This is a genomic window from Porphyrobacter sp. YT40 (assembly GCF_006542605.1).
In the GTDB taxonomy this organism is placed as follows: Bacteria; Pseudomonadota; Alphaproteobacteria; order Sphingomonadales; family Sphingomonadaceae; genus Erythrobacter.
The window spans coordinates 2,483,102-2,509,268 of sequence record NZ_CP041222.1; the positions used below are offsets into that span (position 1 = coordinate 2,483,102).

General features: G+C 65.2%; 29 protein-coding genes and 1 tRNA gene. 23 read left to right on the forward strand and 7 right to left on the reverse strand.

Annotated elements, in window-relative coordinates; translation table 11 throughout:
* The first annotated feature begins 139 nt into the window (after positions 1–139).
* From E2E27_RS11640 to E2E27_RS11720, 17 genes are all read left to right on the forward strand, one after another.
* The gene (locus tag E2E27_RS11640; protein WP_141459360.1) at positions 140–517 is read left to right on the forward strand and encodes a UrcA family protein; all 378 of its coding nucleotides are present in this window, start codon (positions 140–142) and stop codon (positions 515–517) included.
* A gap of 70 nt (positions 518–587) precedes the next feature.
* A complete protein-coding gene (locus E2E27_RS11645) occupies positions 588–1,079 on the forward strand; it encodes a hypothetical protein (RefSeq protein WP_141459362.1) in 492 nt (163 codons plus the stop codon).
* A gap of 111 nt (positions 1,080–1,190) precedes the next feature.
* Positions 1,191–1,583 (forward strand): hypothetical protein, encoded by a 393-nt coding sequence (locus tag E2E27_RS11650; protein ID WP_141459364.1) that lies wholly within the window; start codon positions 1,191–1,193, stop codon positions 1,581–1,583.
* On the forward strand, positions 1,583–1,978 hold the full coding sequence (locus tag E2E27_RS11655; protein ID WP_141459366.1) for a hypothetical protein: 396 nt from the start codon (positions 1,583–1,585) through the stop codon (positions 1,976–1,978). Before E2E27_RS11650 ends, E2E27_RS11655 begins: the two co-directional genes overlap by 1 nt.
* Positions 1,979–1,982: 4 nt before the next feature.
* Positions 1,983–2,177 (forward strand): helix-turn-helix transcriptional regulator, encoded by a 195-nt coding sequence (locus tag E2E27_RS11660; protein WP_141459368.1) that lies wholly within the window; start codon positions 1,983–1,985, stop codon positions 2,175–2,177.
* Complete coding sequence (locus E2E27_RS11665; protein WP_141459370.1) at positions 2,164–2,829, forward strand: hypothetical protein; 666 nt, start codon at positions 2,164–2,166, stop codon at positions 2,827–2,829. The genes E2E27_RS11660 and E2E27_RS11665 overlap by 14 nt, the downstream gene beginning before the upstream one ends.
* On the forward strand, positions 2,826–3,269 hold the full coding sequence (locus E2E27_RS11670; protein ID WP_141459372.1) for a hypothetical protein: 444 nt from the start codon (positions 2,826–2,828) through the stop codon (positions 3,267–3,269). Before E2E27_RS11665 ends, E2E27_RS11670 begins: the two co-directional genes overlap by 4 nt.
* Positions 3,270–3,321: 52 nt before the next feature.
* Positions 3,322–4,248: a TraB/GumN family protein gene (locus E2E27_RS11675; protein WP_181443426.1), complete on the forward strand. Its 927-nt coding sequence runs from the start codon at positions 3,322–3,324 to the stop codon at positions 4,246–4,248.
* 24 nt (positions 4,249–4,272) lie between these two features.
* Positions 4,273–5,190 carry a TraB/GumN family protein gene (locus E2E27_RS11680; RefSeq protein WP_234036036.1) on the forward strand — a complete coding sequence of 306 codons (918 nt, stop codon included), beginning with the start codon at positions 4,273–4,275 and terminating at the stop codon, positions 5,188–5,190.
* A gap of 119 nt (positions 5,191–5,309) precedes the next feature.
* Positions 5,310–5,936, forward strand: a complete 627-nt coding sequence (locus E2E27_RS11685) for a 50S ribosomal protein L25/general stress protein Ctc (protein WP_141459376.1) — start codon at positions 5,310–5,312, stop codon at positions 5,934–5,936.
* 93 nt (positions 5,937–6,029) lie between these two features.
* Positions 6,030–6,611 carry an aminoacyl-tRNA hydrolase gene (gene pth, locus E2E27_RS11690; RefSeq protein ID WP_141459378.1) on the forward strand — a complete coding sequence of 194 codons (582 nt, stop codon included), beginning with the start codon at positions 6,030–6,032 and terminating at the stop codon, positions 6,609–6,611.
* A gap of 56 nt (positions 6,612–6,667) precedes the next feature.
* Positions 6,668–7,321, forward strand: coding sequence for a hypothetical protein (locus E2E27_RS11695; RefSeq protein ID WP_141459380.1), 654 nt, complete (start codon positions 6,668–6,670; stop codon positions 7,319–7,321).
* A gap of 10 nt (positions 7,322–7,331) precedes the next feature.
* Positions 7,332–7,838 carry an AAA family ATPase gene (locus E2E27_RS11700; protein ID WP_141459382.1) on the forward strand — a complete coding sequence of 169 codons (507 nt, stop codon included), beginning with the start codon at positions 7,332–7,334 and terminating at the stop codon, positions 7,836–7,838.
* 27 nt (positions 7,839–7,865) lie between these two features.
* Entirely contained in the window at positions 7,866–8,858 is a 993-nt protein-coding gene (locus E2E27_RS11705) for an SDR family oxidoreductase (protein WP_141459385.1), read from the forward strand.
* A gap of 67 nt (positions 8,859–8,925) precedes the next feature.
* Positions 8,926–10,026 carry a redox-regulated ATPase YchF gene (gene ychF, locus E2E27_RS11710; protein WP_141459387.1) on the forward strand — a complete coding sequence of 367 codons (1,101 nt, stop codon included), beginning with the start codon at positions 8,926–8,928 and terminating at the stop codon, positions 10,024–10,026.
* Positions 10,027–10,239: 213 nt separating this feature from the next.
* Positions 10,240–11,445, forward strand: coding sequence for an alkaline phosphatase family protein (locus E2E27_RS11715; RefSeq protein WP_141459389.1), 1,206 nt, complete (start codon positions 10,240–10,242; stop codon positions 11,443–11,445).
* Positions 11,446–11,535: 90 nt separating this feature from the next.
* Positions 11,536–12,324 (forward strand): DUF1206 domain-containing protein, encoded by a 789-nt coding sequence (locus tag E2E27_RS11720; RefSeq protein ID WP_234036037.1) that lies wholly within the window; start codon positions 11,536–11,538, stop codon positions 12,322–12,324.
* 12 nt (positions 12,325–12,336) lie between these two features.
* Here the strand turns inward: E2E27_RS11720 and mutL are convergent, their stop codons facing one another.
* Positions 12,337–14,193 carry a DNA mismatch repair endonuclease MutL gene (mutL, locus tag E2E27_RS11725; RefSeq protein ID WP_141459391.1) on the reverse strand — a complete coding sequence of 619 codons (1,857 nt, stop codon included), beginning with the start codon at positions 14,191–14,193 and terminating at the stop codon, positions 12,337–12,339.
* Between the two features lie 203 nt (positions 14,194–14,396).
* On the opposite strand from mutL, the gene E2E27_RS11730 reads away from it, so the two are divergent.
* From E2E27_RS11730 to E2E27_RS11755, 6 genes are all read left to right on the forward strand, one after another.
* Positions 14,397–15,440, forward strand: coding sequence for a rod shape-determining protein (locus E2E27_RS11730; protein ID WP_086607493.1), 1,044 nt, complete (start codon positions 14,397–14,399; stop codon positions 15,438–15,440).
* 35 nt (positions 15,441–15,475) lie between these two features.
* Complete coding sequence (gene mreC / locus E2E27_RS11735) at positions 15,476–16,417, forward strand: rod shape-determining protein MreC (protein WP_141459393.1); 942 nt, start codon at positions 15,476–15,478, stop codon at positions 16,415–16,417.
* Entirely contained in the window at positions 16,417–16,971 is a 555-nt protein-coding gene (gene mreD / locus E2E27_RS11740; protein WP_141459395.1) for a rod shape-determining protein MreD, read from the forward strand. The genes mreC and mreD overlap by 1 nt, the downstream gene beginning before the upstream one ends.
* The gene (gene mrdA, locus E2E27_RS11745; RefSeq protein WP_141459397.1) at positions 16,971–19,109 is read left to right on the forward strand and encodes a penicillin-binding protein 2; all 2,139 of its coding nucleotides are present in this window, start codon (positions 16,971–16,973) and stop codon (positions 19,107–19,109) included. Before mreD ends, mrdA begins: the two co-directional genes overlap by 1 nt.
* A 59-nt stretch (positions 19,110–19,168) precedes the next feature.
* The gene (gene rodA / locus E2E27_RS11750; protein ID WP_141461841.1) at positions 19,169–20,242 is read left to right on the forward strand and encodes a rod shape-determining protein RodA; all 1,074 of its coding nucleotides are present in this window, start codon (positions 19,169–19,171) and stop codon (positions 20,240–20,242) included.
* 118 nt (positions 20,243–20,360) lie between these two features.
* Positions 20,361–20,436 (forward strand) — tRNA-Lys (locus E2E27_RS11755).
* 236 nt (positions 20,437–20,672) lie between these two features.
* Here E2E27_RS11755 and E2E27_RS11760 read toward each other — a convergent pair.
* From E2E27_RS11760 to E2E27_RS11785, 6 genes are all read right to left on the reverse strand, one after another.
* Positions 20,673–21,413, reverse strand: a complete 741-nt coding sequence (locus E2E27_RS11760) for a PGN_0703 family putative restriction endonuclease (RefSeq protein WP_141459399.1) — start codon at positions 21,411–21,413, stop codon at positions 20,673–20,675.
* Positions 21,414–21,500: 87 nt separating this feature from the next.
* Complete coding sequence (locus E2E27_RS11765; RefSeq protein ID WP_141459401.1) at positions 21,501–22,547, reverse strand: competence protein CoiA; 1,047 nt, start codon at positions 22,545–22,547, stop codon at positions 21,501–21,503.
* A 106-nt stretch (positions 22,548–22,653) separates the two neighbouring features.
* Positions 22,654–23,883, reverse strand: a complete 1,230-nt coding sequence (locus E2E27_RS18910; protein WP_199799078.1) for an SHOCT domain-containing protein — start codon at positions 23,881–23,883, stop codon at positions 22,654–22,656.
* Positions 23,884–23,934: 51 nt separating this feature from the next.
* Positions 23,935–24,582, reverse strand: a complete 648-nt coding sequence (locus E2E27_RS11775; RefSeq protein ID WP_141459403.1) for a hypothetical protein — start codon at positions 24,580–24,582, stop codon at positions 23,935–23,937.
* Positions 24,579–25,595, reverse strand: coding sequence for a helix-turn-helix transcriptional regulator (locus tag E2E27_RS11780; RefSeq protein ID WP_141459405.1), 1,017 nt, complete (start codon positions 25,593–25,595; stop codon positions 24,579–24,581). Before E2E27_RS11780 ends, E2E27_RS11775 begins: the two co-directional genes overlap by 4 nt.
* On the reverse strand, positions 25,592–25,834 hold the full coding sequence (locus E2E27_RS11785; protein WP_234036038.1) for a hypothetical protein: 243 nt from the start codon (positions 25,832–25,834) through the stop codon (positions 25,592–25,594). The genes E2E27_RS11780 and E2E27_RS11785 overlap by 4 nt, the downstream gene beginning before the upstream one ends.
* Between the last annotated feature and the right edge of the window lie 333 nt (positions 25,835–26,167).

Consider the following 26,167-nt stretch of genomic DNA (forward strand, 5'->3'; position numbering starts at 1 on the left):
TGCGTATTTGTCGTATCACCCTGACTTCAAGTCAGGTTATCTTGACATCGTCAGCGAATCGCGACATAAAGTCAGGGCAACCTGACATTCCGGAAGGTTGCACTGACACAATCAGTTCTTCCTCCCCAAGAGATTCGCCATGACCATTCGTTCCTCGTTCGTTTCGTTCGGTGCCCCCCTCGCTGTCGCCATTGCCCTGATGGCGAGCCCCGCCAGCGTTAGCGCCAGCCCCGTCAACGCCACCGAATTCGAAGCTCCGGTCGCCCATGACGATCTCGACCTCACCACCCGCGACGGTGTCGCCCGGCTCGACGAGCGCGTGCGGACCAAGGCGCACCAGATGTGCGCCAACGGCGGCCGCGACAGCGCCTCGCTGCGGCTCGAGCGCGAATGCCGCGCCAGCGCGCTGGCTGCCGCCGCGCCGGAGATCCGCGTCGCCATCGCCAATGCGCGGGCCGACCGCGTGCGCTTTGCCGAGAACACCCCCGCATCGCCCGACGCCACTCCCGGCGCGTGATGCACCCCGGCGGAGGGGTTCGCCCCGCCCCTCCGCCGCTCTTTTCCTTTCCGGCAATGAAAGCGCTTGAATGACAACGCCCCCAGCCAAGCCCGACAAGCAGCGGCGCTACCGCGCCTATTTCGTGCTGATGAATGCCTCGCTTGCGGCATTGGTTTACAGCGTGCTGGAATTGCTGGTCGACCGGCTGACGGGGTTCGACCCCGAGGATTACATGTCCGCGCCGGTCGCAGTGATCTTCTACGCTCCGCTGCTGGTGCTGGTGTTTCTGGTGCCGTTTTTCCTCATCTGCGCACGGTTCATGCGCGACGAATATGCCGAGCAATTGTGGCGCCGCACATCGGTAGTGCTGGCTTATGCAACTGCGATCATTCCGTTGGCGTTTTATGTAGGCGAGTGGTTGCTTTATTTTGCATTGGGTCAGCCAGCGAAAGCGCCGTCTTATTTGAGATGGTCGAAGACCGAGGTCGAGTGGGGCAACGCCATTCTTTATGTCTGGCTCGGCTACATGATGGTGTTTGTGCTCATCTTCCAATTCCTGCGCTGGAGAGATTCGCGATGAACGAGATCGTCTCAATCAAACGCTGGCAGGTCTTTGTCATGCTCGGCCTGAGCGGCTTTGCGGTGGGCAATGTGCTCGCCAAGCTGACCTCCGCGATGGGTTTCTGAGGCCATGGCCACCGCCCATATCAATCGCGCCAGTATCTTCATGGCCGCCAGTTGGGTCGGCCTTGGTGCCCTCCTCCTCACCGCCGTCGCCTCGGTCTTCGATGGTTTGCAATCGCTTGGGTTGATCGCTCTTCTGATCGTGATAGCCAGCAGCATCGTCATGCTCGCGACCCGGCGCGCGGATGAATATACCGAAGGGCTGTGGAACGCCGGAGCCAGCGTCGCTTTCGGGACGATGCTGTTGACTTTTCTGGGCCTGCCCGCTGCCGAAGGTTTTTTCGACGGCGTGACCGGCACGGATGATGGCCGCAGCATCCCCGCAACAGCGGTGTCTGTGCTGGCGATCGCCGCCTTTTACATCGGCCTGTTCGTCAAGCGCGCGCTCGGAGACATGTGATGCCCTACAGACCCCGCGGTTTCGCTTCGCGCAACTTCAAGCCCGACGAGCAGGATCGCTCCTTCGCCTACGCCGCGATGTGGGCCGGGCTTCCCGCGTCCTTCCTCCTGCTCGCGAGTATGCAGTTCGGCAAGATCGTCATCCTCACGCCCCTGGCGTCCGGCGTGGTCGCAGGGAGCCTGATCGGTCTGGTCTTGAGCTGGTCGAATGATGAGTTCGCAAGGGCGCAGATCGCTTTCGCGGCCAATTGGGCTCTCGCCTTTGCCGGGATTATTCTGATGCTCGAAGTCTTGCCCATCCGCCGGTTCGACGTGCCCGAGCAACCTTGGACGCTCGCGATCATGGCGACCATCTTCCACGTGGCGCTGGCCTTCCGGCGTTGGCGGGACAGGTGACACCGTGAAAAACCGCCTCAAAGTCCTGCGTGCCGAACGCGACTGGAGTCAGGCTGAACTCGCCGGGCGGCTCGACGTGTCGCGGCAGGCGGTCAACGCCATCGAGACCGGCAAGCATGACCCTTCCCTCCCGCTCGCCTTCCGCATCGCGCGGCTGTTCGACATGCGCATCGAGGAGATTTTCGATGACGAACACTGACGATCTGACGACCATCGCCGACGATGACGACAACAGCCTCGGCGCGCGCTTCCGGCGGTTCGCAATCCCGGTGCTGTGGTTTGCCGCGGGCCTGACGTTGCTGCTGAGCGGCATCGCCTGGGGCGCGATTCAAGTCGCCAAGAACAACGTCGCCTCAGTCGATCTGGCGGGATCGGTGGTCGCGGGGATCATCGGCGCGTTCATCGTGGTCGCGACCTTCCGCAAGTGGCCCACGCTCACGCAGGGCGATCCCGTCACTCCGCGCACCCGCCGCTATAGCTGGGCGATGGTGGCGCTGATCGGCTTTTCGATGCTGATCACGCTGGTCTTCGCCCGGCCTTCCGGCGGACGGCTCGCAAACGATCTCTATTCCAACGGCCCGTTGCCGACCGATCTTGCGGTCGGCGCTGCGCTGCTATGGCTGGTGGGGATGCCCCTGCTCGCCGCCATCACGCGCCGCAACATGGACGAGGTCGAGCGCAATCTGCTGATCTTCGGCGAGAGCGCGGGTTTCCGCTTCTTTACCACGGTCGCACCCGCATGGTGGCTCGGCTATCGCGGCGGCGTGCTGCCGCAGCCCGATGTGATGATTCTGTTCGTCGGAGTGCTGGTCGCGTCCTTCATCGCCAACATGGCCCGGAGGCTGACATGACCGATCCCAACCTCGGCCCGGGCGAAGCCCGCACCCGCCAGCGCGTTCGCACGCAGACCCTGTTCCTGATCGCGGCCGGGGTGGTCGGAGCGCTGATCGGCCTGAGCACAGGCTTCTTCGACGAGGGCAGCGGCAACCTGTTTGCCGGCGATTGGGAAGCGTTGAAGCTGCCCCGGTGGCTAGCGCTGATGCTGGCGGCGCTGATGCTGTTCGGTCTCGTCGCCCTGCCCTTATGGGGCTTTGCCAAGATCGACGACTACAAGCGCCAGCACAATCTGATCGGCTTTACCGGCGGTTGCATTGCCGTGCTGTCGGGCTTTCCGGTCTGGGCTGTCCTCTATGCCGGGGGCTTCGTGCCGCCGCCCCACGCCTTCGGGGTCTTCGCCATCGCCTATGTCGCGATGCTGGCCTCGTTCCTCTATGCCCGCTGGAAAATCTGACCGGCGGCCTCGTTTCAATGCCCCCTGCCCACCCCTGCGAAAGGACCAATCCATGAAACTTGCCTCGCTGCTTGCCCTCGCCTCCGCCCCGCTCGCGCTGCTGGCCGCCACCCCGGCGCTGGCCGACCATCATGCCGAGCCCGCCGCCGCGACGACACCTGCCACCCCCGGCCTGTGGAAGGTCGCGGATGAGGACACCACGATCTACCTGTTCGGCACCTTCCACTTCCTGCCCAAGGACGTCGAATGGCTGACCCCGCCGGTGGCCGAGGCGATGGATTCGGCCGATCTGGTGGTGAAGGAATTGGGCCCCGAATCCGAAGAGATGGCCACGATCCAGGCGGCGGTGATGAAGCACGGACTGCTCGCCCCCGACCAGTCGCTTTCGGGCCTGCTCACGCCCGAACAGAACGCCAAGCTGGCAGCCGTGCTGACCGAGCTCGAACCGCAGCTTGCCGCCACCGGCATGTCGCCCGCTGTGATCGATCGGCTGCGTCCATGGTTCGCGTTCATCAACATCACCGTCGCCAAGTTCGGCCAGATGGGCTTCGGCGCGGAAAGCGGGGTGGAGCGCGTGATCGCCGAACGCACCAAGGACAAGCAGCGGATCGGCCTCGAAACGCTCGACCAGCAGTTCGGCTTCTTCGCCTCGCTGTCCAACGAGGATCAGGTCAGGCTGCTGATGACCACTGTCGAGGGACTGGACGAAATGGAAACCGCCCTGCCCGCGATGGTCGAGAACTGGCGGATGGGCAAGGTCGACGAGCTCGCCGCGCTGCTCAACGACGATATGAGCGAGGCGAATATCAGCGATCTGATCCTGTTCGATCGCAATGCCGCCTGGGCGGAATGGATCGGCGCGCGGATGGATGAACCGGGCACGGTGTTCATCGCGGTGGGCGCAGGCCATCTGGGCGGGCCCAAGAGCGTGCAGGATTTCCTCGCGCAGAAGGGCATCACCGTCACCCGCGTCCAGTAAGCGCGCACCGGGCGGGCGAGGATCGTGACGGTTCGGGACGGGACGGCGCAGGTGCAGCGCAGCGGCGTGCAAGTCGCGCTGCTGCTGCTCGCCGCGCTGCTGCTCGCCCTGCTGGGCGCGTGCCGGGAAGCTCCGCCAGACGACCCGCCCGACCCGCTGCTTTACGAAATCGCCTCGGCCGATGGCACGGTGGAGGGGTGGATGCTGGGCACCATCCACGCCCTGCCGGAAGGCACCCGCTGGCGCACGCCCGCGATAACACGCGCCGTTTCCGAGGCCGAACTGCTAGTGGTCGAGATCGCCGCGCTGGATGACAGCGCGGCGCTTTCGCGCGTCTACGCCGAGCTTTCCGCCACCCCCGGCCTGCCGCCGCTGGCCGCCCGGGTGCCGCCCGATCTGGCCGAGCCGCTGGCGACGCTGATGGCGCGCGGCGATCTCGATTCCGATCGCTTCGGCGCGACCGAGACTTGGGCGGCAGCCATCGCGCTGGCGCAGGTCGATGCGACGGGCGATCCCGCTAATGGCGTCGACCGCGCGGTTCTGCGTGACTTCGCGGGCCGCCCGGTGCGCGAATTGGAGGGCGCGCGCGGACAACTCTCGCTGTTCGACCGCCTGCCCGAAGCGCAACAGCGCGCGATGCTCGCCGCCGTGGTGCGCGAAAGCGAGCGGTCGCGTGCCGATCCCGAACGCCTGCAACGCGCCTGGCTGGCTGGCGATGCGGCCACCATCGAACAGGCGACCCGCGAAGGCTTCCTCGCCGATCCCGCCTTGCGCGAGGCGCTGCTGACGGGCCGCAATCGGCGCTGGGCCGAAGCGCTCGTCCCGCTGCTCGGCCAGGAGCCGCGCCCCCTGATCGCGGTCGGCACCGCGCACCTTGTCGGGCCAGACGGCCTCGCCGCGCTGCTCGAAGCCAAGGGCTACCGCGTGCGGCGCCTGCCCTAAATCGGTTGCCAAACCGGCCATCTCTCTCTAAGGGCCCGCGCTTCGGTGCTTCCGGTCATCCCTGGAGGCGGTCGCACCGGTGACAACTGCAATCAAACACGTATTCGAAAGGCATCCGTATGAGCGAGACTCTTACCCTGCCGGCCGAAGCGCGCGAACGGGCTGGCAAGGGAGCCTCCCGTGCACTTCGCCGCGATGGTCGGACCCCTGCTGTCATCTATGGCGGCAAGGAAGAACCCACCCTGATCCACGTCGAGCAGAAGGAACTGGTGCGTCAGCTGATGACCGGCCACTTCATGAATTCGATCGTCAACATCGAGATCGGTGGCAAGACCGTCCGCACGCTCCCGAAGGATGTCGCCTTTCACCCGGTGACCGACCGCCCGACCCACGTCGACTTCCTGCGCCTGTCTGCCGACAGCAAGGTCGAAGTCGCGGTGCCGGTGGTGTTCATCAACGAAGAAAAGTCGCCCGGCCTCAAGAAGGGCGGCGTGCTCAACGTGGTGCGTCACGAACTCGAACTGGTCTGCGCCAGCGATTCCATCCCCGACGAGATCCAGATCGATGTCGGCGGCAAGGACGTGGGCGATGCGATCCACATCAGCGAAGTGACCCTGCCCAAGGGCGTCACCAGCGCGATCACCGACCGCGATTTCACCATCGCCACGCTCGTCGCCCCCTCGGCGCTCAAGAGCAGCGAAGGTGACACCACCCAGACCGACGTCACCGAAGGCGGCGCCGAATAAGCGATCCGCCGGTAATGGCTTCGCAAACGCCGGGCTTCCTTCGCGGGAAGTCCGGCGTTTCGTTTTATGCGAGGGAGCGATAGGGAGCACGTCATGCAGATCTGGGTCGGCCTCGGAAATCCCGGACCGCGCTATGCGCTCCACCGGCACAATGTCGGCTTCATGGCGGCGGATGTGATCGCCGACATGCATGACTTTGCGCCGGTGCAGAAGAAGTTCAGCGGATGGGCGCAGGAAGGGCGGATCGGCAACCACAAGGTGCTGCTTCTGAAGCCCGCGACCTTCATGAACGAGAGCGGCCGCGCTGTGGGCGAGGCGCTGCGTTTTTACAAGCTCACCACCGAAGCGCTGACGGTGTTCCATGACGAGCTCGATCTGGCTCCCTTCAAGGTCAAGGTGAAGCAGGGTGGCGGGCATGCGGGTCACAATGGCCTGCGCTCGATCGACCAGCACTGCGCCAGCCTCGGCGCGCCCGATTATCGCCGCATCCGCTTGGGCATCGGTCATCCCGGGCACAAGGACCGGGTGACGGGCCACGTGCTCGGCAACTTCGCCAAGACCGAGGAGGACGATCTCGCCGCCATGCTCGGCGCGCTGGGCGCGGAGGCGGAGTGGCTGGCGAAGGGCGATGATGTGCGCTTCATGAATGATGTGGCACTGCGCCTGAAGGATTGACCGCCTGACTGTTACTGCGTTACTGTATTATCTCTATAATACAGGAAGAGAGTGAGATGGCAGGCTATTTACAGGGAATCGTGACCGGCGCAGCGTTGGTCGGCATGGCGGTGACGTTGATTGCAGCGAACCGTCCTCAGCCCAAGGTACTCGATGTCGAGCGGATCAATGTGCGCGAACCCGACGGGACGCTGCGCATGGTGATCGCCGGACGGGATAACTTCCCCGGCTCCTTCTTCAAGGGCAAGGAAATAGCCCGACCTGACCGTCGCCATGCAGCAGGGCTTCTTTTCCTCAACGACGAAGGCACCGAGAATGGCGGTTTGATCTGGGCGGGCAAAAAAGGCGAAAATGGCGCCGTCAACGCCGGGGCAAGCCTTACCTTCGACCGCTTCGAAAATGACCAGACCCTTCAGCTCATCCAGCGGGATATGGGGGAAAAGGACATTGCTGCAATGATCATCTCCGACCGTCCCGGCGAGACGATGTTCGCGATGGAAGGCGATAAGCCGATCATTCGCGATGCAGCATCAGGCGGCGCGCCGCGGGTGTTCGTTGGCAAATCGATGGATCGTGCCTCGGTCGTAATGCTCCAGGATCAGACGGGCGTGCCACGCCTCATGCTCAGAGTCGATCCCGACGGCTCAAGCGCGATCGAATTCCTCGACAGCACGGGGAAAGTGGTGCGGACCATCGGCCCGGAGGGTTGAGGGTATCCTCGTGAAGCGCGTGCTCGTCATCGGCCCCTGCGGATCGGGCAAGAGCACCCTCGCCCGCGAGCTTGCGCCGCGCATGGGCCTGCCGCTTGTCCACATGGACCAGCTTGGCTGGCAGGCGGGCTGGGTCGAAACGGAGAAGGCCGAGTTGCACGCCCGCCTCGCTGAGGTCGTGGCGCGGGACGAATGGCTAATCGAGGGCAATTACGGCGGCACCCTCGCGCCCCGGCTCGCGCGGGCGGATACGGTCATCTATCTCGATTTCCCGATCCGCCTGTGCCTGTGGCGGTTGGCGAAGCGGATCATCACCCATCGCGGCCGCTCGCGCCCCGATATGCCCGAGGGGTGTCCCGAGCGCTTCGATGCGGCGTTCTTCTGGTATGTGGCGCGCTGGAACAGCGGCCCGCGCGTGCGGACCGAGGCCAATCTCGCGGGCTACACCGGCACGCTGATCCGCCTGCGCAACCCGGACGCGCTTGCACAATGGCGCAGAGCCAATAGTCTGGACTGACGCCCGCTTCAGCCAAGGACTTGCCGCATGAGCCTCGACCGCCGCGCCCTGCTTGCCGGTGCTGCCGCCACCGCCGCCCTCGCCGCCCGGCGCGCCCATGCCGCCGAGCCGGTTTACACGCCGCAGCTGTCCTTTGCGGGCAAGAGCGTGCTGATCACCGGCTGCTCCTCGGGCTTCGGGCGGCTGACGGCGGAGCTGCTGGCGCGGCAGGGCGCGCGGGTGTTCGCGACGATGCGGGGCCTCCCCCGCACCGAGGCTGATGAACTGATGACGCTGGCGAGTGCCGAGCGCCTCGACCTGCACGTCATCGGCATCGATGTGACCGATCTCAAGCAGGTCAACGCCGGGGTGAAGGAGGCCGAGCGCATCAATGGCGGGCCCATCGACGTGCTGGTCAACAATGCCGGGATCGGCATCACCTCGCCGGTCGAGGTGCAGGACATGGAGGCCACCCGCCTGATCTTCGACACCAACGTCTTCGGCCCGCACCGCATGGCGCGCGCGGTTTTGCCGGGGATGCGCGGCAAGGGGGGCGGCCAGATCATCCAGATTTCGAGCCAGCTCGGCCGCGTGATCGCCCCCTATTCCGGACACTATTCCGCCACCAAGTTCGCGCTGGAGGCGATGAGCGAGCAGCTCGCCTATGAGCTGGTGCCGCATCAGATCGATGTCACCATCATCGAGCCGGGCGGCTATCCCACCAAGGTATGGGTCAACCGCAACATGTACTCCGCCGCGCTCAGGGAGCGGTCGATGGCGGTGCATAGCAAGGGCTATCCCGATCAGGTCGCCGCAATGGGAACCGAAGACGGTTCGGGGCGCAGCAATGATCCGATGGATGTCGCCCGCGCCATCGCGGGGCTGATCGCGCAGCCCCCCGGCACCCGCCCGCTGCGCCTGCCGGTCAGCGGCGGCGCGATCCCGCAAATGCCGATTAACACGGTCACCGCGCAGGTGCAGACCGCATGGCTCGGCAATTCGCGCGCCGGGCCGCTGGTGCGCGCGGTGCATCAGCGGTGAGGCTCTAGCCATCCGTCCCCCTCCCCGCTAAGGGCGGCGCTTTCCAGATAATCAAGAGACAATCATCATGGGTTTCCGTTGCGGGATCGTCGGCCTGCCCAACGTGGGCAAGTCCACTCTGTTCAATGCGCTGACCGAGACGCAGGCGGCGCAGGCGGCCAATTACCCCTTCTGCACCATCGAGCCCAATGTCGGCCAGGTTGCGGTGCCCGATGATCGCCTCCAGAAGATCGCCGCCATCGCCAAGAGCGCCAAGATCATCGAGACGCAGCTCGGCTTCGTCGACATCGCGGGTCTGGTGAAGGGCGCGAGCAAGGGCGAAGGCCTCGGCAACCAGTTCCTCGGCAATATCCGCGAGGTCGATGCCATCGTCCACGTGCTGCGCTGCTTCGAGGATGACGACATCCAGCACGTCGCCAACAAGGTCGACCCCATTGCCGACGCCGAAGTGGTCGAGACCGAACTGATGCTGTCCGACCTCGAAAGCCTCGAAAAGCGCGTGCCGGCAGCGGCCAAGCGTGGCGCAGCGGGTGACAAGGAGGCCAAGGCCATGGCGAGCGTGCTGGGCCAGGCGCTCGACCTGCTGCGCGACGGCAAGCCCGCGCGGCTCACCGAACCCAAGGACGAGGAGGAAGCCCGCCTGTTCCGCCAGGCGCAGCTGCTCACCGCCAAGCCGGTGCTGTATGTCTGCAACGTAGCCGAGGAAGACGCCGCCGAGGGCAACGAGCTGTCCGCCAAGGTGTTCGCCAAGGCGGCCGCCGAGGGGGCCGAGGCCGTGGTCGTCTCCGCCGCGATCGAGGCCGAACTGGTCGCGATGCCGGTGGAAGACCGGGGCGAATTCCTCGAGGCTTTGGGCCTCACCGAAAGCGGCCTCGCCCGCGTGATCCGCGCCGGGTACAAGCTGCTCGGGCTCAAGACCTTCTTCACCGCTGGGCCCAAGGAAGCGCGCGCCTGGACCTTCCCCGATGGTGCCAAGGCACCGCAGGCGGCGGGCGAGATCCACTCGGATTTCGAACGCGGCTTCATCCGGGCCGAGACCATCGCCTATGACGATTACGTCACGCTCGGCGGTGAAGCGGGCGCGAAGGAAGCGGGCAAGCTGCGGCAGGAAGGCAAGGAATATGTCGTGCAGGATGGCGACGTGCTCTTGTTCAAGTTCAACGTCTGAATGCTGAACCGGCAGGCGGCGGCGTCCGCCTGTTGGAGACACATGAGACACTGTCCAAGAACAGAAAAACCGGCCACGCTAACCGTGCTTTTCCCGAAGCTGTCAGACAGGGTGCGCGCGCTGGTCATGCCCCGGCATAACCCCTTCGCCCACCTGTAGGAAAGCGGCTCGCGCGTCTCGCTTTTGTCGCGCGCCGTGGTTAGAGCGCGCGCCATGCGCACTCTCCTGACCCTGATCGCCCTGCTGTTCCTCCCCGCTGAGCTCGCCGCACGGGAGCCTGCCCGGCCCGTCACCGTGCTTGTCGGCATCGACGGCTTCCGGCCAGATTATCTGGAGCGCGGGATCACCCCCAACCTCTCGGCGCTGGCCAAGGCCGGCGCGAGCGGGCCGATGCGGCCGAGCTTTCCCACCAAGACCTTCCCCAATCACTACGCGCTCGTCACCGGCAAGGTGCCCGACCGTAACGGCATCGTCGGCAATTCGATGATCGACCCGCGCCGTCCGGGTGAGATGTTCAGCCTCGGCAATGCACGTCAGGCGCTCGACCCCTTCTGGTGGGACGAGGCCGAGCCGGTCTGGATCGCCGCCGAGCGTGCGGGCTTGCGCACCGCGACGATGTTCTGGCCGGGCAGCGAGGTCGCAATCGGCGGCCTGCGCCCGCGCGACTGGATGCGCTTCGACCAGAACGTGACCAACGTCCAGCGCGTCGCCACGCTGATCGACTGGCTGCGCCGCCCGACGGACATCCGCCCCGCCTTCGCGACAATCTATTTCGACACGGTCGACACAGCCGGGCACCGCTTCGGCCCCGAAAGCGCCGAGGTGAACGCTGCGATTGCCGAGGTCGACGCGCGGATCGGCGAACTCGTCGCGGGCGCCAAGGCGCTGGGCGTCGCGGTGAACTGGGTAATCGTCGCCGACCACGGGATGCGGCAGGTGGACGAGGCGCGCGTGATCCAGCTCGACGATCTGATCGACCGGGCGAGCTACATCGCGGTCGAGACCGGGCCCTATGCCGCGATCGAGCCCGCCGCCGGCACCGACAACCGCGTGGCCGAGGCGTTGCTGGTGCCGCACGAACACATGACCTGCCAGCGCAAGGAAGACCTCCCCGCGCGCCTTCGATACGGCAGAAATCCGCGCGTTGCGGCGATCATCTGCATCGCGGAGAATGGCTGGACGATCCTATCGGGCGCGCCGTCCTACCCCGTCAGCGGCGGGGCGCATGGTTACGACAATGCCGACCCCGATATGCTCGCGCTGTTCATCGCCAGCGGCCCGGCCTTCGCACGCGGCGCCGAGGTTCCGGTGTTCGACAATGTCGCGGTCGCCGCCCTGCTGCGCGCGGTGCTCGGTCTGCCGGAGGACACCGCGGCCGACGGCAAGCTCGCCGACATCGAAAGCGCGCTGCGCCGCTGACCTGCCGCGCTACAAATTCAGGCGCGGAGGGAACATAGAACCGCGAACGCTGCTCTTGCCTGCACATGGCAACGCAAGAGGAGCGCGAAGGTGAGCGAAGGGACGGGTAAGCTGGAGATGCTGGTGCGGGTGGGCTTCTTCGCCCGCGCGGTGCTTTACACGGTGCTGGGCTTTATTGCGCTGGGCGCAATCGGGCAGATCAGCGAAGGCACCACGGGCATCTTTGCGACGGTCGATGCGATCCCCGGCGGCAACGTGCTGCTGTGGGTGCTGGTGGTCGGCCTGCTCGCCTACGCGCTGTTCCGCTTCGCCTCTCCCGCCTTCGATATCGAGCACAAGGGGTCTGACGCCAAGGGCTGGGCCCAGCGGATCGGCCATGCGGGGAGCGCCATCGGCCATCTTGCGCTGGCATGGACCGCCTACAAGTTCGCCAGCGGCGCGGCAGCAGGTGCGGGCGGCGGCGCGTCCGAGGCGGCGCAGGGCGTGTTGTCCTTCCCGCTCGGCGGGGCGGTGATCGGTATCCTCGGCATCTGCTTCTTCTTCGCCGCGGTCGCGCAGGCGACGAAGGCCGCGACCGCCAAGTTCATGCACAATATCTCTCCGGCCGCGCCCGACCAGACCAAGCTGGTCGGCCGGATCGGCTATGCCGCGCGCGCGGTGACCTTTGCGGTGATCGGCTGGTCGCTGATCGAGACCGGGTTTCTGGCCAAGGGTTCGTCCAACGTGAAAACGCTCGGCGAAGCGGTCGAATCGCTGGCGGGCACCGGCTGGCTGTTCACGCTTGTCGCGATCGGCATGGTGATGTTCGGCGTCTTCAGCTTGGTGCTGGCACGCTATCGCATCATCCCCGATATCGACGCGCACGCCCGCAGCGCCTAGCGGGAGGGCGGCTCAATGCCGCCCGAACAGCTTTTCGACGTCTTCCATCGACAGCTTCACCCAGGTCGGGCGTCCGTGATTGCACTGACCCGAGCGCGGGGTGGCTTCCATCTCGCGCAGCAGCGCGTTCATCTCGGCCACGCTAAGCGTGCGTCCGGCGCGCACCGATCCGTGGCAGGCCATCGTGGCGAGCACCAGTTCGAGCCGTTCGGCCAGCAGCAGCGCGCCGCTGTCCTCCTGCCTGCCATGCTTGGCGATATCGTCGGCGAGATCGCGCAGCAGGCGGGCGCTGTCGGCCTTGGGCAGCGCGGCGGGGAGCGCGCGCACGAGCATGGCGGCGGGGCCGAAGCGCTCGATCACGAGGCCGAAGCGCGCAAGGCCCTCGGCCGCGTCCTCCAGACGGTCGCAATCGACTTCGTCCATCTCGACCACATCGGGCGCCAGCAGCGCCTGCGAGCGGCGATTGGCCTCGTCCGCTCCGGCGGCGCGCAGGCGTTCGAGCACAAGGCGTTCGTGCGCGGCGTGCTGATCGACCAGCACCAGACCATCGGCGGCTTCGGCGACGATATAGGTATTGGCGACCTGCCCGCGCGCAATGCCGAGTGGGTATTGGCGGGCTTCCTCGGGGACGGGCACGGCTTCCTCGGCGCGGCCCTGTGGCGCAGCAAGTGGCGCGTTCCATGCCGGGCGCGCCTCGCTCACCTGCGATTGCGGCGCTGTCCAGTCACGGCCCGAGAAGATGCTTTCAAGCGTCGGAGAAACGAGCGCGGGCGCGGCAACCACAGGCTCGCTCACCCACCGCCCCATCGCCGCGCGGTCCGGCCCCTGCGCGCTGCGGCGATCCCCGGTCGCCAGCGCCTGCCGCAATCCTGAAACGATGAACCCGCGCACCCCTGCCGAATCCCGAAAACGCACCTCGGTCTTGGCCGGGTGGACGTTCACATCGACATCCTGCGGTGGCAGGTCGAGGAACAGCGCCAGAACCGCGTGGCGATCACGCGCGAGCATATCGGCATAGGCCCCGCGCACCGCGCCCACCAGCAGCCGGTCCTTCACCGGACGGCCGTTGACGAACAGGTATTGGTGATCGGCCACGCCCCGGTTGTAGGTCGGCAGCCCCGCCAGCCCGGTCAGCCGCATCACCCCGTGCGGCGTGTCGCGGTCCATGGCGATGGCGACCGAATTGTCCTTCAGCTCATGCGCGATGATCCGCGCCACGCGGGTCGCCAGTTCCTCACCCGCTTGCAGGTTGAGCACAGTGCGCCGCGCTCCCTCGCCTGCGGTCTCCAGCGTGAAGGCGATGTCGGGCCGCGCCATGGCAAGGCGGCGCACCACGTCGAGGCAGGCGGCATACTCGCTGCGCGCGGTGCGCAGGAACTTGCGGCGCGCGGGCACCTTGGCAAACAGCTCTTCGACACGCACGCGCGTGCCGGGCGGCAGCGCGGCAGGCTCGTCCGCCAGCACCGCGCCGTGATCGACCACGCGGCGCCAACCTTCGGCAGAGCCCGCCTCGCGGCTCTCGATCGTCAGCCGCGCGACGCTGGCGATGCTCGGCAGCGCCTCGCCGCGAAAGCCCAGCGTCGTCACCAGTTCGATCGCACCGTCGGCGCCGATCAGCGAATCGGGGAGCTTGGAGGTGGCATGGCGTTCCAGCGCCAGCGCCATGCCATCGGGCCCCATGCCGCAGCCGTCATCGACCACCTCGATCCGCGCAAGACCGCCCTCGCCCAGCACCACCCCGATTCGCTGCGCACCGGCGTCGATCGCGTTCTCGACCAGCTCTTTCAGCGCCGCAGCCGGGCGTTCGACCACCTCGCCCGCAGCGATACGGTTCACAAGTGACGAAGGCAGGCGGCGGATTTCGGGCATTTGTCGCACGCTAGCGATGGGTCGCCGCAAATTCGAGGGGAGGCGGCAAAAAACCGCCGTTACAGTGGACAAATATTTTGGCCTTTTGCCTGCGGATTCGCTAGGCGCGCGCTGTCATGTCATAACCGGGTCGAAATTCACCGCCACCGCCCCTCACAGCGGCGCGCGGCCCCAGCCCCGCCACCACTGGAACACCTTCATCCATGAGCTTTCTGTCCAACTTCTTCAAATTCGGTTCGCAGAACATGGCCATCGATCTCGGGACGGCCAACACCCTCGTCTATGTGCAGGACCAGGGGATCGTTCTGAACGAGCCTTCGGTGGTCGCGATCGAGACGATCAACGGCATCCGCCGGGTCAAGGCCGTGGGTGACGATGCGAAGATGATGATGGGCAAGACCCCGGACAGCATCGAGGCGATCCGCCCGCTGCGCGACGGCGTGATCGCCGACATCGAAGTCGCCGAACAGATGATCAAGCACTTCATCCAGAAGGTGCACGGCAAGAAGTCGATGTTCCGCTATCCCGAGATCGTGATCTGCGTGCCTTCGGGCTCGACCTCGGTCGAACGCCGCGCGATCCGCGATGCGGCCTCGAACGCGGGCGCTTCGGACGTGCATCTGATCCTCGAGCCCATGGCAGCCGCGATCGGCGCCGACATGCCCGTGACCGAGCCGGTCGGCAGCATGGTCGTGGACATCGGCGGCGGCACCACCGAAGTCGCGGTGCTCTCCCTGCGCGGGCTCGCCTACACCACCTCGGTGCGCACCGGGGGCGACAAGATGGACGAAGCCATCGTCTCCTACGTGCGCCGCCACCACAACCTGCTGATCGGTGACGCCACGGCGGAGCGGATCAAGAAGGATTACGGCATCGCCATGATCCCCGAGGACGGGATCGGCGAGACCATCACCCTCAAGGGCCGCGACCTTGTGAACGGCGTTCCGAAGGAAATCACCATCAATCAGGCGCATGTCGCCGAAGCGCTCAGCGAACCGATCGGCGCGATCGTCGAAGGGGTGCGCATCGCGCTCGAGAACACCGCGCCCGAACTGGCGGCGGATATCGTCGATCAGGGTATAGTGCTCACTGGCGGCGGTGCCTTGATCCGGCGGCTCGACGAGCATCTGCGCGAAGAGACCGGCCTGCCGGTTTCGGTGGCGGAAGATCCGCTGCTGTGCGTCGCCATCGGCACGGGCCGGGCGATGGAAGATCCGATCTATCGCGGCGTCTTGATGACCGCGTGAGTGCGCTGCGCCTAAGTCAGAAGGGATCCTAAGCCATGGCGCCCCCCTCTTCGCGCCGCTCGGGCTTTTCGAAGAAGGCGCAGTATTCGGTGTTCACCGGCTATCTGCTGGCGGGCGCGGGTGCTGCGTTGGGTCTTGTGCTGCTGGTTCTGTCGCTGTGGCAGCCGGCGGCCTTTGCGCCCCTGCGCGGTGTGGCGAGCGATGTTGTCGTCGCCCCGGCGGGCGAGGCGGGCGCTGTGACGCGCGCGGGGTCGCAGGGCCTGATTGCCAATATTGCGGGCTATTTTCAGGCCGGTTCCCAAAACGCCGAACTGCGCCGCGAACTCGAAATCGCCCGCATCCGCATTGCCGAGGCCAAGGCGCTTGAGGCAGAGAATGCGCGGCTGAGGGGCCTGCTGGGCCTCACCGAAGGCGAGGCGAAGCCTGTGGCGATGGCGCGGCTGGTCGGCTCGACCGCCACCAGCGGGCGGCGTCATGCCTATATCAGCGCGGGGTGGAATGATGGCGTGCGGCCTGGAATGCCGGTCGTCTCGGAGCGCGGCGTCGTCGGCCGGGTGCTCGAAGCCGGGCGCGGATCGGCGCGGGTGCTGCTGCTGACCGACAGCGAGAGCGTGCTGCCGGTGCGCCGCGCCGCCGACAATGTCATCGCCTTTGCCGAAGGGCGCGGTGACGGGCTGCTGCGCATCCGCCTCGTCAACCTCGGGGTCAATCCGCTCAAGGTCGGCGACATGATGGTGACGAGCGGCGCGGGCGGATACTACCGCCCCGGCGTCGCGGTGGCGGTGATCGCGAAGATCACGCCCGATGGCGGCATCGCGCAGCTGGTAGCGGAACCGGCCTCGACCAATTTCGTCGCGGTCGAGCCCGTCGCCCAGCCCGCCGCCGTGGCCGAGCTGGCCGAGCCTGCCCTCTCCCCCGGCGACGCACCCTCCCCCGCCGCCACCGCCTCGCCCCGCGCCGGGGCTGCGGAGGAGTAATGGAGCAGCTCGACCCGCGCGCCCGCTCGGACATCTATGGCCGCCGGATCAACCGCACGTCCTCGCCCCTGCGCAGGCGGTCGGTGCCCTATGCCTCGATCATGCTGGGATCGGTGCTGCCGGTGCTGCTGATGGCCGATCTGATGCCGCTGCTGCCCTCGCTCGGCTTTCTGATGCTGCTCGGCTGGCGGCTGGTGCGGCCGGGCGTGCTGCCCCTGTGGGCCGGAGCCCCGCTCGGCGCGTTCGACGATCTGTTCAGCGGACAGCCCTTCGGCAGCGCAATTCTGCTATGGTCGCTGGCGATGATTGCCATCGAGCTGATCGAGACCCGCTTTCCCTGGCGCGATTTCTGGCATGACTGGTTCACCGCCAGCCTGCTGGCGCTGACCTATTGGAGCGCCGCGCTGGTGATCTCGGGCGCGCCGCTGACGCCGGAGATGTTCGCCGTCGCCGCCCCTCAGGCGGCGCTGGCGGTGCTGCTCTACCCGGTGATCGCGCGGCTGGTCGCCTGGCTCGACCGGTTCCGCCTGTCGCGTGCGCGGACGATCGACTGATGAAGTTCAGGCTTCCGTTCCGCAACGGCGTTTCCGACCGCCCCAACAAGCTCCTCAACGCCTCGATCCTGCGCGCCACCTTCGATCGGCGCGCGGTGGTGATCGGCGCGGTGCAGGGCGGGATCGGGGTGCTGCTGGCGCTGCGGCTCGGCTATCTCTCGGTCGCGGAGAACGAGAAATACCGGCTGGAATCGGAGAGCAACCGGGTCAACCTCACCCTCATCCCCCCGCGCCGGGGCTGGATCCTCGATCGCAACGGCGCGGCGCTGGCCTCGAACCGCGCCGATTTCCGCGTCGACCTGATCCCCGAGCGGCTGGTCGATGCCGAGGCGACCATCGACCGGCTGGGCGAGCTGCTCGACCTCGGCCCGGCGCGGATCGCCGACATCAAGGACAAGGTCGCCACCTCGCGCGGCTTCGCTCCGGTCGAAGTCGCAAGCGGGCTTGGCTACGAACAGTTCGCCGCCCTCAGCGTGCGCCTGCCCGATCTGCCCGGCGTGGTCCCGCAGCGCGGCTTTTCGCGGCTCTACCCGACCGCATCGAGCGTCGGCCACCTGATCGGCTATGTCGGGCCTGCCTCGGCCGAGGAATACGAGAAGGACCCCAATCCGCTGCTGATCACACCGGGCTACAAGATCGGCAAGGACGGGCTGGAAAAGCAGTTCGAAAAGGAGCTGCGCGGCGTGCCGGGCGCGCGGCGGGTGGAAGTGACCGCGGGTGGCCGGATCGTCCGCGATCTGGAGACTCGCGAGGACGTGCAGGGCAACCCCGTACGCCTCACCATCGACGGCCCCTTGCAGGACTATGCCGCGCGCCGCATCGGGCTCGAAAGCGGCTCGGTGGTGGTGATGGATTGCCGCACCGGCGACCTGCTCTGCATGGCTTCGATGCCGAGCTTCGATCCCAATTCCTTTTCCGACGGGATCGGCGGGGTGGAATATGCGATGCTCCGCGAGGACGAGCGCGTGCCGCTGCGCAACAAGGTTCTGAAGGGGCTCTATCCGCCCGGATCGACCGTCAAGCCGATGGTGTCGATGGCGCTGATGCAGGCCGGGGTCGATCCCGAGGAGACCGTCTATTGCGGCGGCGGCCTGCGCGTCGGCAACCGCGTGTTCGGCTGCTGGAACCGCCGCGGCCACGGCGCGACCAACATGGCCAAGGGCATCTACCAGAGCTGCGACGTCTATTTCTACGCCATGGCCCAGCGTGTCGGTATGCAGCCGATTGCCGACATGGCGCGATTGTGCGGGATGGGGCAGGAATTCCCCCTCCCCGTCACCAGCCAGTTCTACGGCACCGTTCCCGATCCGGCGTGGAAGATGAACAAGTGGGGCCGCGAATGGCAGACCTTCGACACGGTCAACGCCACCATCGGTCAGGGCTACATGCTCTCGAGCCCCTTGCAGCTGGCGGTGATGGCATCGCGCCTTGCCACCGGCAAGCACGTCATGCCGCGCCTCACGCTCGACACCAAGCCGCAGGGTTTCGACAAGGCCGACTTCTCGACCGAGCAGGTAGAATATGTCCGCCAGGCGATGAGCGACGTGGTCAACGGCCCCGGCACGGCAGGGCGCGCGCGGCTGCCGATCGAGGGGACGCTGATGGCGGGGAAGACCGGCACCGCGCAGGTCGTCTCGCTGTCGATCTCAAACGGCAAGTCCGGCCCGTGGAAATATCGCGACCACGGGCTGTTCATCTTCTTCGCCCCCTATGACAACCCGCGCTATGCCGGCGCGGTGGTGATCGAGCACGGGGGCGGGTCGGGCGCGGCCTATCCGATCGCACGCGACGTGATGACCTTCCTGTTCGATCCGGCCAAGGGGATGGAGGCGCTGACCGCGCTCGAGGCCGGATGGGGCGGCACCGCGCAGCAGCGGCTCGACGCGCGCTACGCCGCCTATGCCGCCGAGCGCGGCGCCACCGTCAGCCGCCCGCCGCGCCGCGACGAGGAAATTTTCGACCGGGTCGAGGCCGAGGCGCGTGTCGCCGCCGCCCAGACCGAGGCGATTGCCGACGAAGTGATCGCCCCCCGGCCCGAAGCCAATCCCTCGGGCGCTCCCGCGGGCAGTGCCGCCCCGCCCGCCCCGGTGCCGAGCCCCACACCCCTCCCCCTCCCCACTGCGGAGACCGGCCAGTGAACACCTTTGCCGCCCGTAGCGGAATCGTGCCCGAACCGATTGCCCGCCAGCCCTGGGAAATGCTGATCCCGCTGCTGCTGCTCACCGCATTCGGCGGGCTGGTGCTCTATTCGGCCGGCGGCGGGGGTATGGAGCCCTTTGCCAAGTCGCATTTCATCCGCTTCGCCGTGTTTTCGGTGATGACCGGCATCATCGCCGCGCTTCCGCGCGAGGCGGTGAATGTGCTGACCTACCCCTCCTATCTGGCGGTGTTGCTGCTGCTGCTGGCGGTGGAGATCGTCGGCCAGGTCGGCGGCGGAAGCCAGCGCTGGCTGGAGGCCGGGCCGATCCGCATCCAGCCTTCCGAACTGATGAAGCCCGCCGTGGTGCTGGCCATGGCACGGTTCTATTCCAAGCTTCCCGCGGGTCTGATCGGATCGTGGCGCTCGGTGGTGCCGTCTGGGATGCTGATCGTGATGCCAATCGCGCTGGTGCTGCTGCAACCCGACCTCGGCACATCGGTGGCGATCGCCTTCGGCGGCGTCGTCGTGATGTTCCTCGCCGGGTTGCCGCTGTGGTGGTTCCTGCTGGCGGGCGGCGCAGGCGTGGCGGCGATGCCGCTGATCTATTTCTTCGCGCTGCACGATTACCAGCGCGCGCGGGTGACGACCTTCCTCGACCCCGAAAGCGATCCGCTCGGCGCGGGCTATCACATCGCCCAGTCCAAGATCGCGATCGGATCGGGCGGGTTGTTCGGCAAGGGGTTCAACGCCGGCACCCAGAGCCACCTCAACTACCTGCCCGAACCGCACACCGATTTCGTCTTCGCCACCATGGCCGAGGAATGGGGCCTGATGGGCGGGCTGTTCGTGCTGACGATGTACACGCTGATCCTGCGCTGGGGCTGGAAGGTGGCGAGCGAATCGCAGGACCGCTTCTGCGCGCTGCTGGCCGCCGGAGCGACCGCGACGATCTTCTTCTACATCGCCATCAACCTGCTGATGGTGATGGGCATGGCGCCCGCCAAGGGCATCCCCCTGCCGTGGATGAGCCACGGCGGCTCGTCGATGATGACGAACATGATCTGCATCGGCCTGCTGATGATGGTCAACCGCTGGAACCGCGAGGCGCCGCGCCGCGGCCTTTCGATCTAATCTGCCGCGATTGCGAAAAGGCCCTTGCCATCGAGGGCCGACGCGCTAAATGCAGCGCCTCACGCGAATCGGGATGCGGCTTCGGCGCTCCGGATCGCGCTTCCGGCACCGTCGGAATGGACGCATAGCTCAGTTGGTAGAGCAGCTGACTCTTAATCAGCGGGTCCTAGGTTCGAGCCCTAGTGCGTCCACCACCTTACTCCATAAATTCAATAACTTACGCGGCCTGAAATTTGGGTCGCGACGGTCCGTCTTCCGCCTAGGTAGCAGGCTAGGTAGCACGGCCAGCTGTCGCATATTTTTTTGGTTGCGGCTGCGCGAGAGAATCCCGGCATCGCAATGACCCACTGTCTGGCGTCGCGGGGGCAGGAAGAGCAGCATCGGCGCGAATACGGGTCTTGGCACCTAGGATGCCACTTGGTTCGTCGATCTATGGCTGAAATTTGAGACGCAGAGCTTCGGCATGCGCCCTTACCGCAGGGGGCGCGGTCGGCACAGCAAAGCGATCCAGCCAGTCAGCCCAACTCGTCGCGGCGAATCGGACACGCGCGCCGCGCACCGCGGCTGAGAAGTTCTCAATTTCCGCGCGGTGCCCTGAACAAGCAGAGGCAGGCACACTTGGTGGCTCGGCGTAGAGGTACAGCAAGACCGGCGCTCGATTGACTCGCCTGGCTTCGGTCGAGAGCCCAAAAGCGTGCTTCACGAGCTGCGCGGCATCAAGATAGCGATAGGAAAGCGGATCCTCTCGCAAGGCATCGCGCATGGCCAGCCAAGGCTCCATCGTCTCGCCCCAAACATCGCGATCATACGCTTGGGCCAGAACGGCTTGCTTCTGATCTCGAAATGGTTCGAACCGCTTGGACTCCACGCCAATGAGATGGGTGCCGGTAACAACCGCTGCATCAAGCCATGGGTGACGACCGCCTTGCCAGGGAAAGCGCATTTGCCGTTCAATCTCGACCGACGCAGCTGGCCATTCGATGTCATCGAGGCCAGGGAAAGCCGGAAGTAGGCTTGGTCTTTCGATGAACCAACCAAACCCATTCGCCGCCAATGCGGCGCTACTTTCTGGACTAGCAAATTTGCCAGAGGCCAATTCGTTGCCACCAGCTCTATCTAGGGACAGGCGGACCAGGTCGGCTGGCACGCCTGGGAGGAACAATTCGCTCATCAGCGTCTCATATTTCAGTCGTCCGTCAAAAGCGGTCGTAACTGCCGCTGACGGATGGCGATTTGCCGAGGATTGAAATGGGATGTTTCAGGTCAACGAAATTTCCATGTGGACGCCCCATCCCGGCTCTTCACCAAGGTTGATCGCCAATTGCCGCATCCGATCATCGACAACGGTGCGGAACCTCGCCACGACACCCTGGTGGTCCCAGGCCTGATATTCGTAGTGAGCGCCGATTAGAGCGCCACAGTGGGCACATCCGTTGCTCAGGTAACGAGAACCAGACTCTCGGCTGTCGCGGTGCGTGATCCGGCCAAGTGATGCTTGTGCAGGGATCGCCTGCAAGGTCCTCCGCACGAGATCAGGGCAACCGCTGAGATCGGGGATGGTCGCCGAAAGCGTATGGGGACCAATGCTGATATCGAGTCCGGTGATGATCCGCGTCTCGGCCCCGCACTTCCAGCAATCCAAGTTGCCGCACCGGATCTCAACGTCCGCCGGCGCGCCGAGCGGCAGGCCGAACATATACTGCCGGTTCAGAGCTGCTGTAATGAATGATGCCAGCGGCAAGGCCTGCTCGCCGGCACCGGTCGGTACGAAGACCTCGTAGCCATCGAGCGGGGCGCCACTGACCCGGACAGCGGGAATGTCCTTGGATGCGTGAAAACGCGATTGCCGGAAAAGCCAGAGACCGCGGACCCCGGACGAAGCGTAGCGGGATTGTCGGCGAGCCGTCTCCTCTTGGCTCTGCTTTGACCATTGTACCTCGATGGCGATGCGAGCAGCCCCTTTGCTTAGGAGCACGTCGGCCCGCCACGGCTCGCGATCTGCGCTCAGTCCGTCGATCTCTGCCTCTGCAAGCCAGCCATTGGCCCTCGCCGCCTCGACTATCACTTGCTTCACTTGGCGATGGTCTTCGCTTTCGGGCGCGCTTGTACAGGCCCCGCGGAACCTGTGAACGAAATGCTGCGTGCCGAGCTTCGAACGTCTGAGGATTATCTCTGCCTGACAGCAAGGTGCTCGCAGGTGCCGTTCGAGCGCGTTTTTAACGGAAAGCGATTGCCATTCCTGCGGGGCGAATTCGAACGCATGGATGCTCTTGCCCGAATGAGTGTCGATACATCGCAATGCCATTTCAGCCCCCAGGAAACGATCAGTGAGCCGGCAAGGGCGGAGGCTTCGAGCCAGGACCAATGGCCGTATCGATTGCTGTGATCAGCTGGCCGGGGACCATCATCGCTCACTGCTGCCCAGAGGTGCCGAGCAGTCGCTCTTTGGCAGCCTGAAATTCTGCTTCGCTCAGGGCACCGCTGTTCTTGAGATCGACCAGCTTTCTCAACTCGTCGGCAATTGATGTCCCTTGCGCAGGTTGGGCCACCGCTGCCCCGGCAAGCTCTCGCTGCGGAGGGGGCAAAAACTTCACGGACCCGTTGCACTGGTTCGTGACAAAGTCGAAGTCCCGCGCTTCGCCCATGTCGACGAACTGGACGAAACCATTGGAATCCAGGACGACGACAAACGACGTGTTGCCGGTGTAGCCCCCCATGCGATTGCGGGCATTGATCGACCCGCAAGTCCAGTAGCCTTCGACACGCTTGGACAGGATGGGCTTCCAAGTCCCATAGGTGAACCCATAAGGCCATTCGATCCGCGCGGAATCCGGATCGATCAATCGGGCGCGGAGCGAAGCCTCGGAATTGCGCCGAAACATGGCCCAATCGGGCGCAGATTCCTCGAACATGCGCTCGCCTCCAGGCCAGGACCGTGTCACGGCGACCAGCTCCTGAAAACGTGCAATTCCCAGCCCCTGGGTAATGAGGCCCTCGCTCGCGCGCAGGCGCCGGATGACATCGGTCCGCATCGAAGGTGCCCAACGCGCATCCTCGACCAGCATCTGCATGGCATCAAAGGTGAACTGCGCGAGGTTGTATCGCTCGGAGTTACGCGAGAGCGAGGCGCACTGAACCTTCATTGCGGTGCCATATGTTCCGAGATCATCGCGCTGCCCAAAGGCGGAAACGCATTCGTCGAATTTGCCGCGGGCGGCAAGATTGAGGCCATTCAACAACGCTTCCGTGGCAGGCCGGGCATTGGAGCAACTCACCTCCACGTCCGTGGGCTGCCCGCCTCGCTCAATGCTCACCGGGATCACCGTCGCCGGGCCAGTCTCGCGCAGGAGCGCGATGATGTCTTCGGCCCGCTTGCCGGATACGTCCACACGATTGATCGAGATGAGACGATCTCCAGGTTTCAGAGCGGATGCCGAGAACGTCCGCGTCACGAGGCCGCCCTCCCCGACAAAGGCACCCATCGAACAGCGATCTTTGGGTTCGCCTTGGCCTTGGAGCTGAGCAAGCGAAGCCTTGGCCTGATCGCGAAATGCATTCTTGTCCTGGGCATGGGCAAGCGACGGCATGACCAACGCGCTCGCTGCAATCAATCCAAACGCCCAACTGCACGACTGCTTCATAATCCCCCCCGAACTTTCTCAAATTACTCAACGCGAATGCCCGATACCCCGTCAGGCGAGCGCGCCGACCGTTGCTCTCTCGATGCCAGCCCAATCCTGCTCGTGAGATCCCAAATTGTTCGGCATGCCTCGCTTGGTCAAACAGCCTTTGGGAGAGGCGTAACTGTCGATCCGCCGTTCCGGCTCCTCGCGCCAGGCGATATTCACGGCCCAGAACTTCGGGAAGAAGTAGAGGCTCGAATAGGGAAGGTGATCGTGGATCCACCAGGCGAGCTTTCGCCAATCCCCTTCCGCCTGGAATGCGTCCCAGAACGCCGGAACGACGACGCACGCCGTGGCCCCCATTCGGCCCTTGGCGTCGCGACGATCCCATATGTGGCCAGCGAAATTCGCTTCGTTCGAAGCACAATTGTACCCGCTCTTCCCAGCAGCCTGCATCTCGTTGCCCAGCCCATTGACCTCGCAGGAGCGAAAGGCGGAGCGAACGGCGATGCGGCCAAACCTATCCTGCAAAGGCTCGAGCAGTTCTTCGCAGAGCCTGCTTCCTGCAGCGATCGCCAGATCAGGATCGTCCGGCAGGTTGTTCAGACCGTGGACCGCCGCAATGTCGGAGAACAGGAAATCCCGCATGAAGAACGACTTCGACAACCGAACGCGGCCAAAGTCATTGAGCGCAGAAACAGAATCGGGCTTTCTCATGCCCCTGCCCTAGCGTCATGTTGCGTCAAAAGCGGTCGCAGGCAGGCGCTTGCCGCATCCAGCCGCTCCCGCATGACCGCTTTGAGCGCATCGGGGCCTTCGATCACAACCTCGCCGCCCCATGTAAAAAGATGCTCGGCAATTTCGCGGAGGCCACCGGCCCGGAACCTTACGATCATTCCTTCATCTGTTTCTTCCAGTTCCTGAGCGGGATGGAAACGCCAGTGCCGTGCGCGTTCGACCGAGGATGGAAGCACCCGCAACACGACCGCGTGATCTTCCTCCCGCCAAATGCCGAAGCTTTGTGATAACCACCGGTCGATGTCCCAGTCCGCTGGGGGCAATCCCGACGTGTTGGCCGCACGCACGTTGCTCATCCGATCCAAACGGAAGGGCACGGGATCGGCATCGCGATCGGGCATTTTGCCAATCAGGTAGGTGATGGGACCATGCACTAGGCCAAAGGGTATCACGCGGCGCCACCGCGGGAGATCGACCCCGTCAGCGCGATAATCGAACTCCACACATTGCCCGGCCATGATGGCGCCCTGGATAGCGGCCAAATTTTCCGGGTCGGCGACGACGGCCGGACCGGCGGGGACCCGGCTGCGCTGAAGGCGGGCCAAGGATTCGAGATCCGGATCGACCCTTCGCTTCTCCCGATCATCCAATGCAGCCTTTGTCTTGTCGAGCAGACTGGAGAGCAATGCTGCCTGAGGTGCCATCTCGCGATTGCGAGCGTCGGCTTCAGCCTGGAGTGCCGCGATCTCGGCAGCCGTGGGGCGCGTGTACACCCGCCTCAATGCATCTCGAATGCGGAACCGCTTGGTTCGCCCATCGCTTTCCTCGACCACATCGAAATGAAGCGCGATCACGTCGCGCAAGCGCTCAACGGTCCGCCTGGTAACCCCGAGCCCGGAAGCCATCTCGTCGAGTGTCAGGCCTTCCCCGCTGTCGCACAACATATGAACGAGCTTCAGCGAGCGATCGAGCTTCGCCATCCTCTGGGTCACGGCGTGTTCTCCTGAATGTCGGACGGCCCGACCGAAAGGAATAGCGGAGGGCTGTTGGTTTCGGATCGTGAGGCTTCCAGCCAGTCGCGTCCGGAGATCTCCTGCCTTGCCAATTCTTCCAGCGTTTCCGCGCTGGCGGCTGCAGCCTGATTAAGCGTTCTCGCGGCGACAAGGGTGTAATCGGACGCCCGCTCGTCGATCTTTTGCCCGGCAAATATCCGGTTGAACAATCCCATCATTTCCCCCGACGCCTCTCGGCCGAATCCTGCCCTTAGCATCGGCCATCTCAAAACAGTCTCCACGACAAAACCGGTCGCAGCAAGCTCGAATCCGATCAAAAGCCCTCTCAGGCACCTTGCATCGGATCACCAAAAGGCTTGTATAAGAGCTACTCGTCGGTGGGGGCCAATAATCACGAGGATCACGAATCTGCGCACCAAGTCGGCGTAGCAAATTCGTATAGTTTGCTGACTGTTGTCAGGGGGGATATCGATTGTGACTGCGGCTGGGCGTTCAACTATTGTATGTCACGGAAGACATGCCATGCGCTGCGAGCGGCTGCATGCTGCACG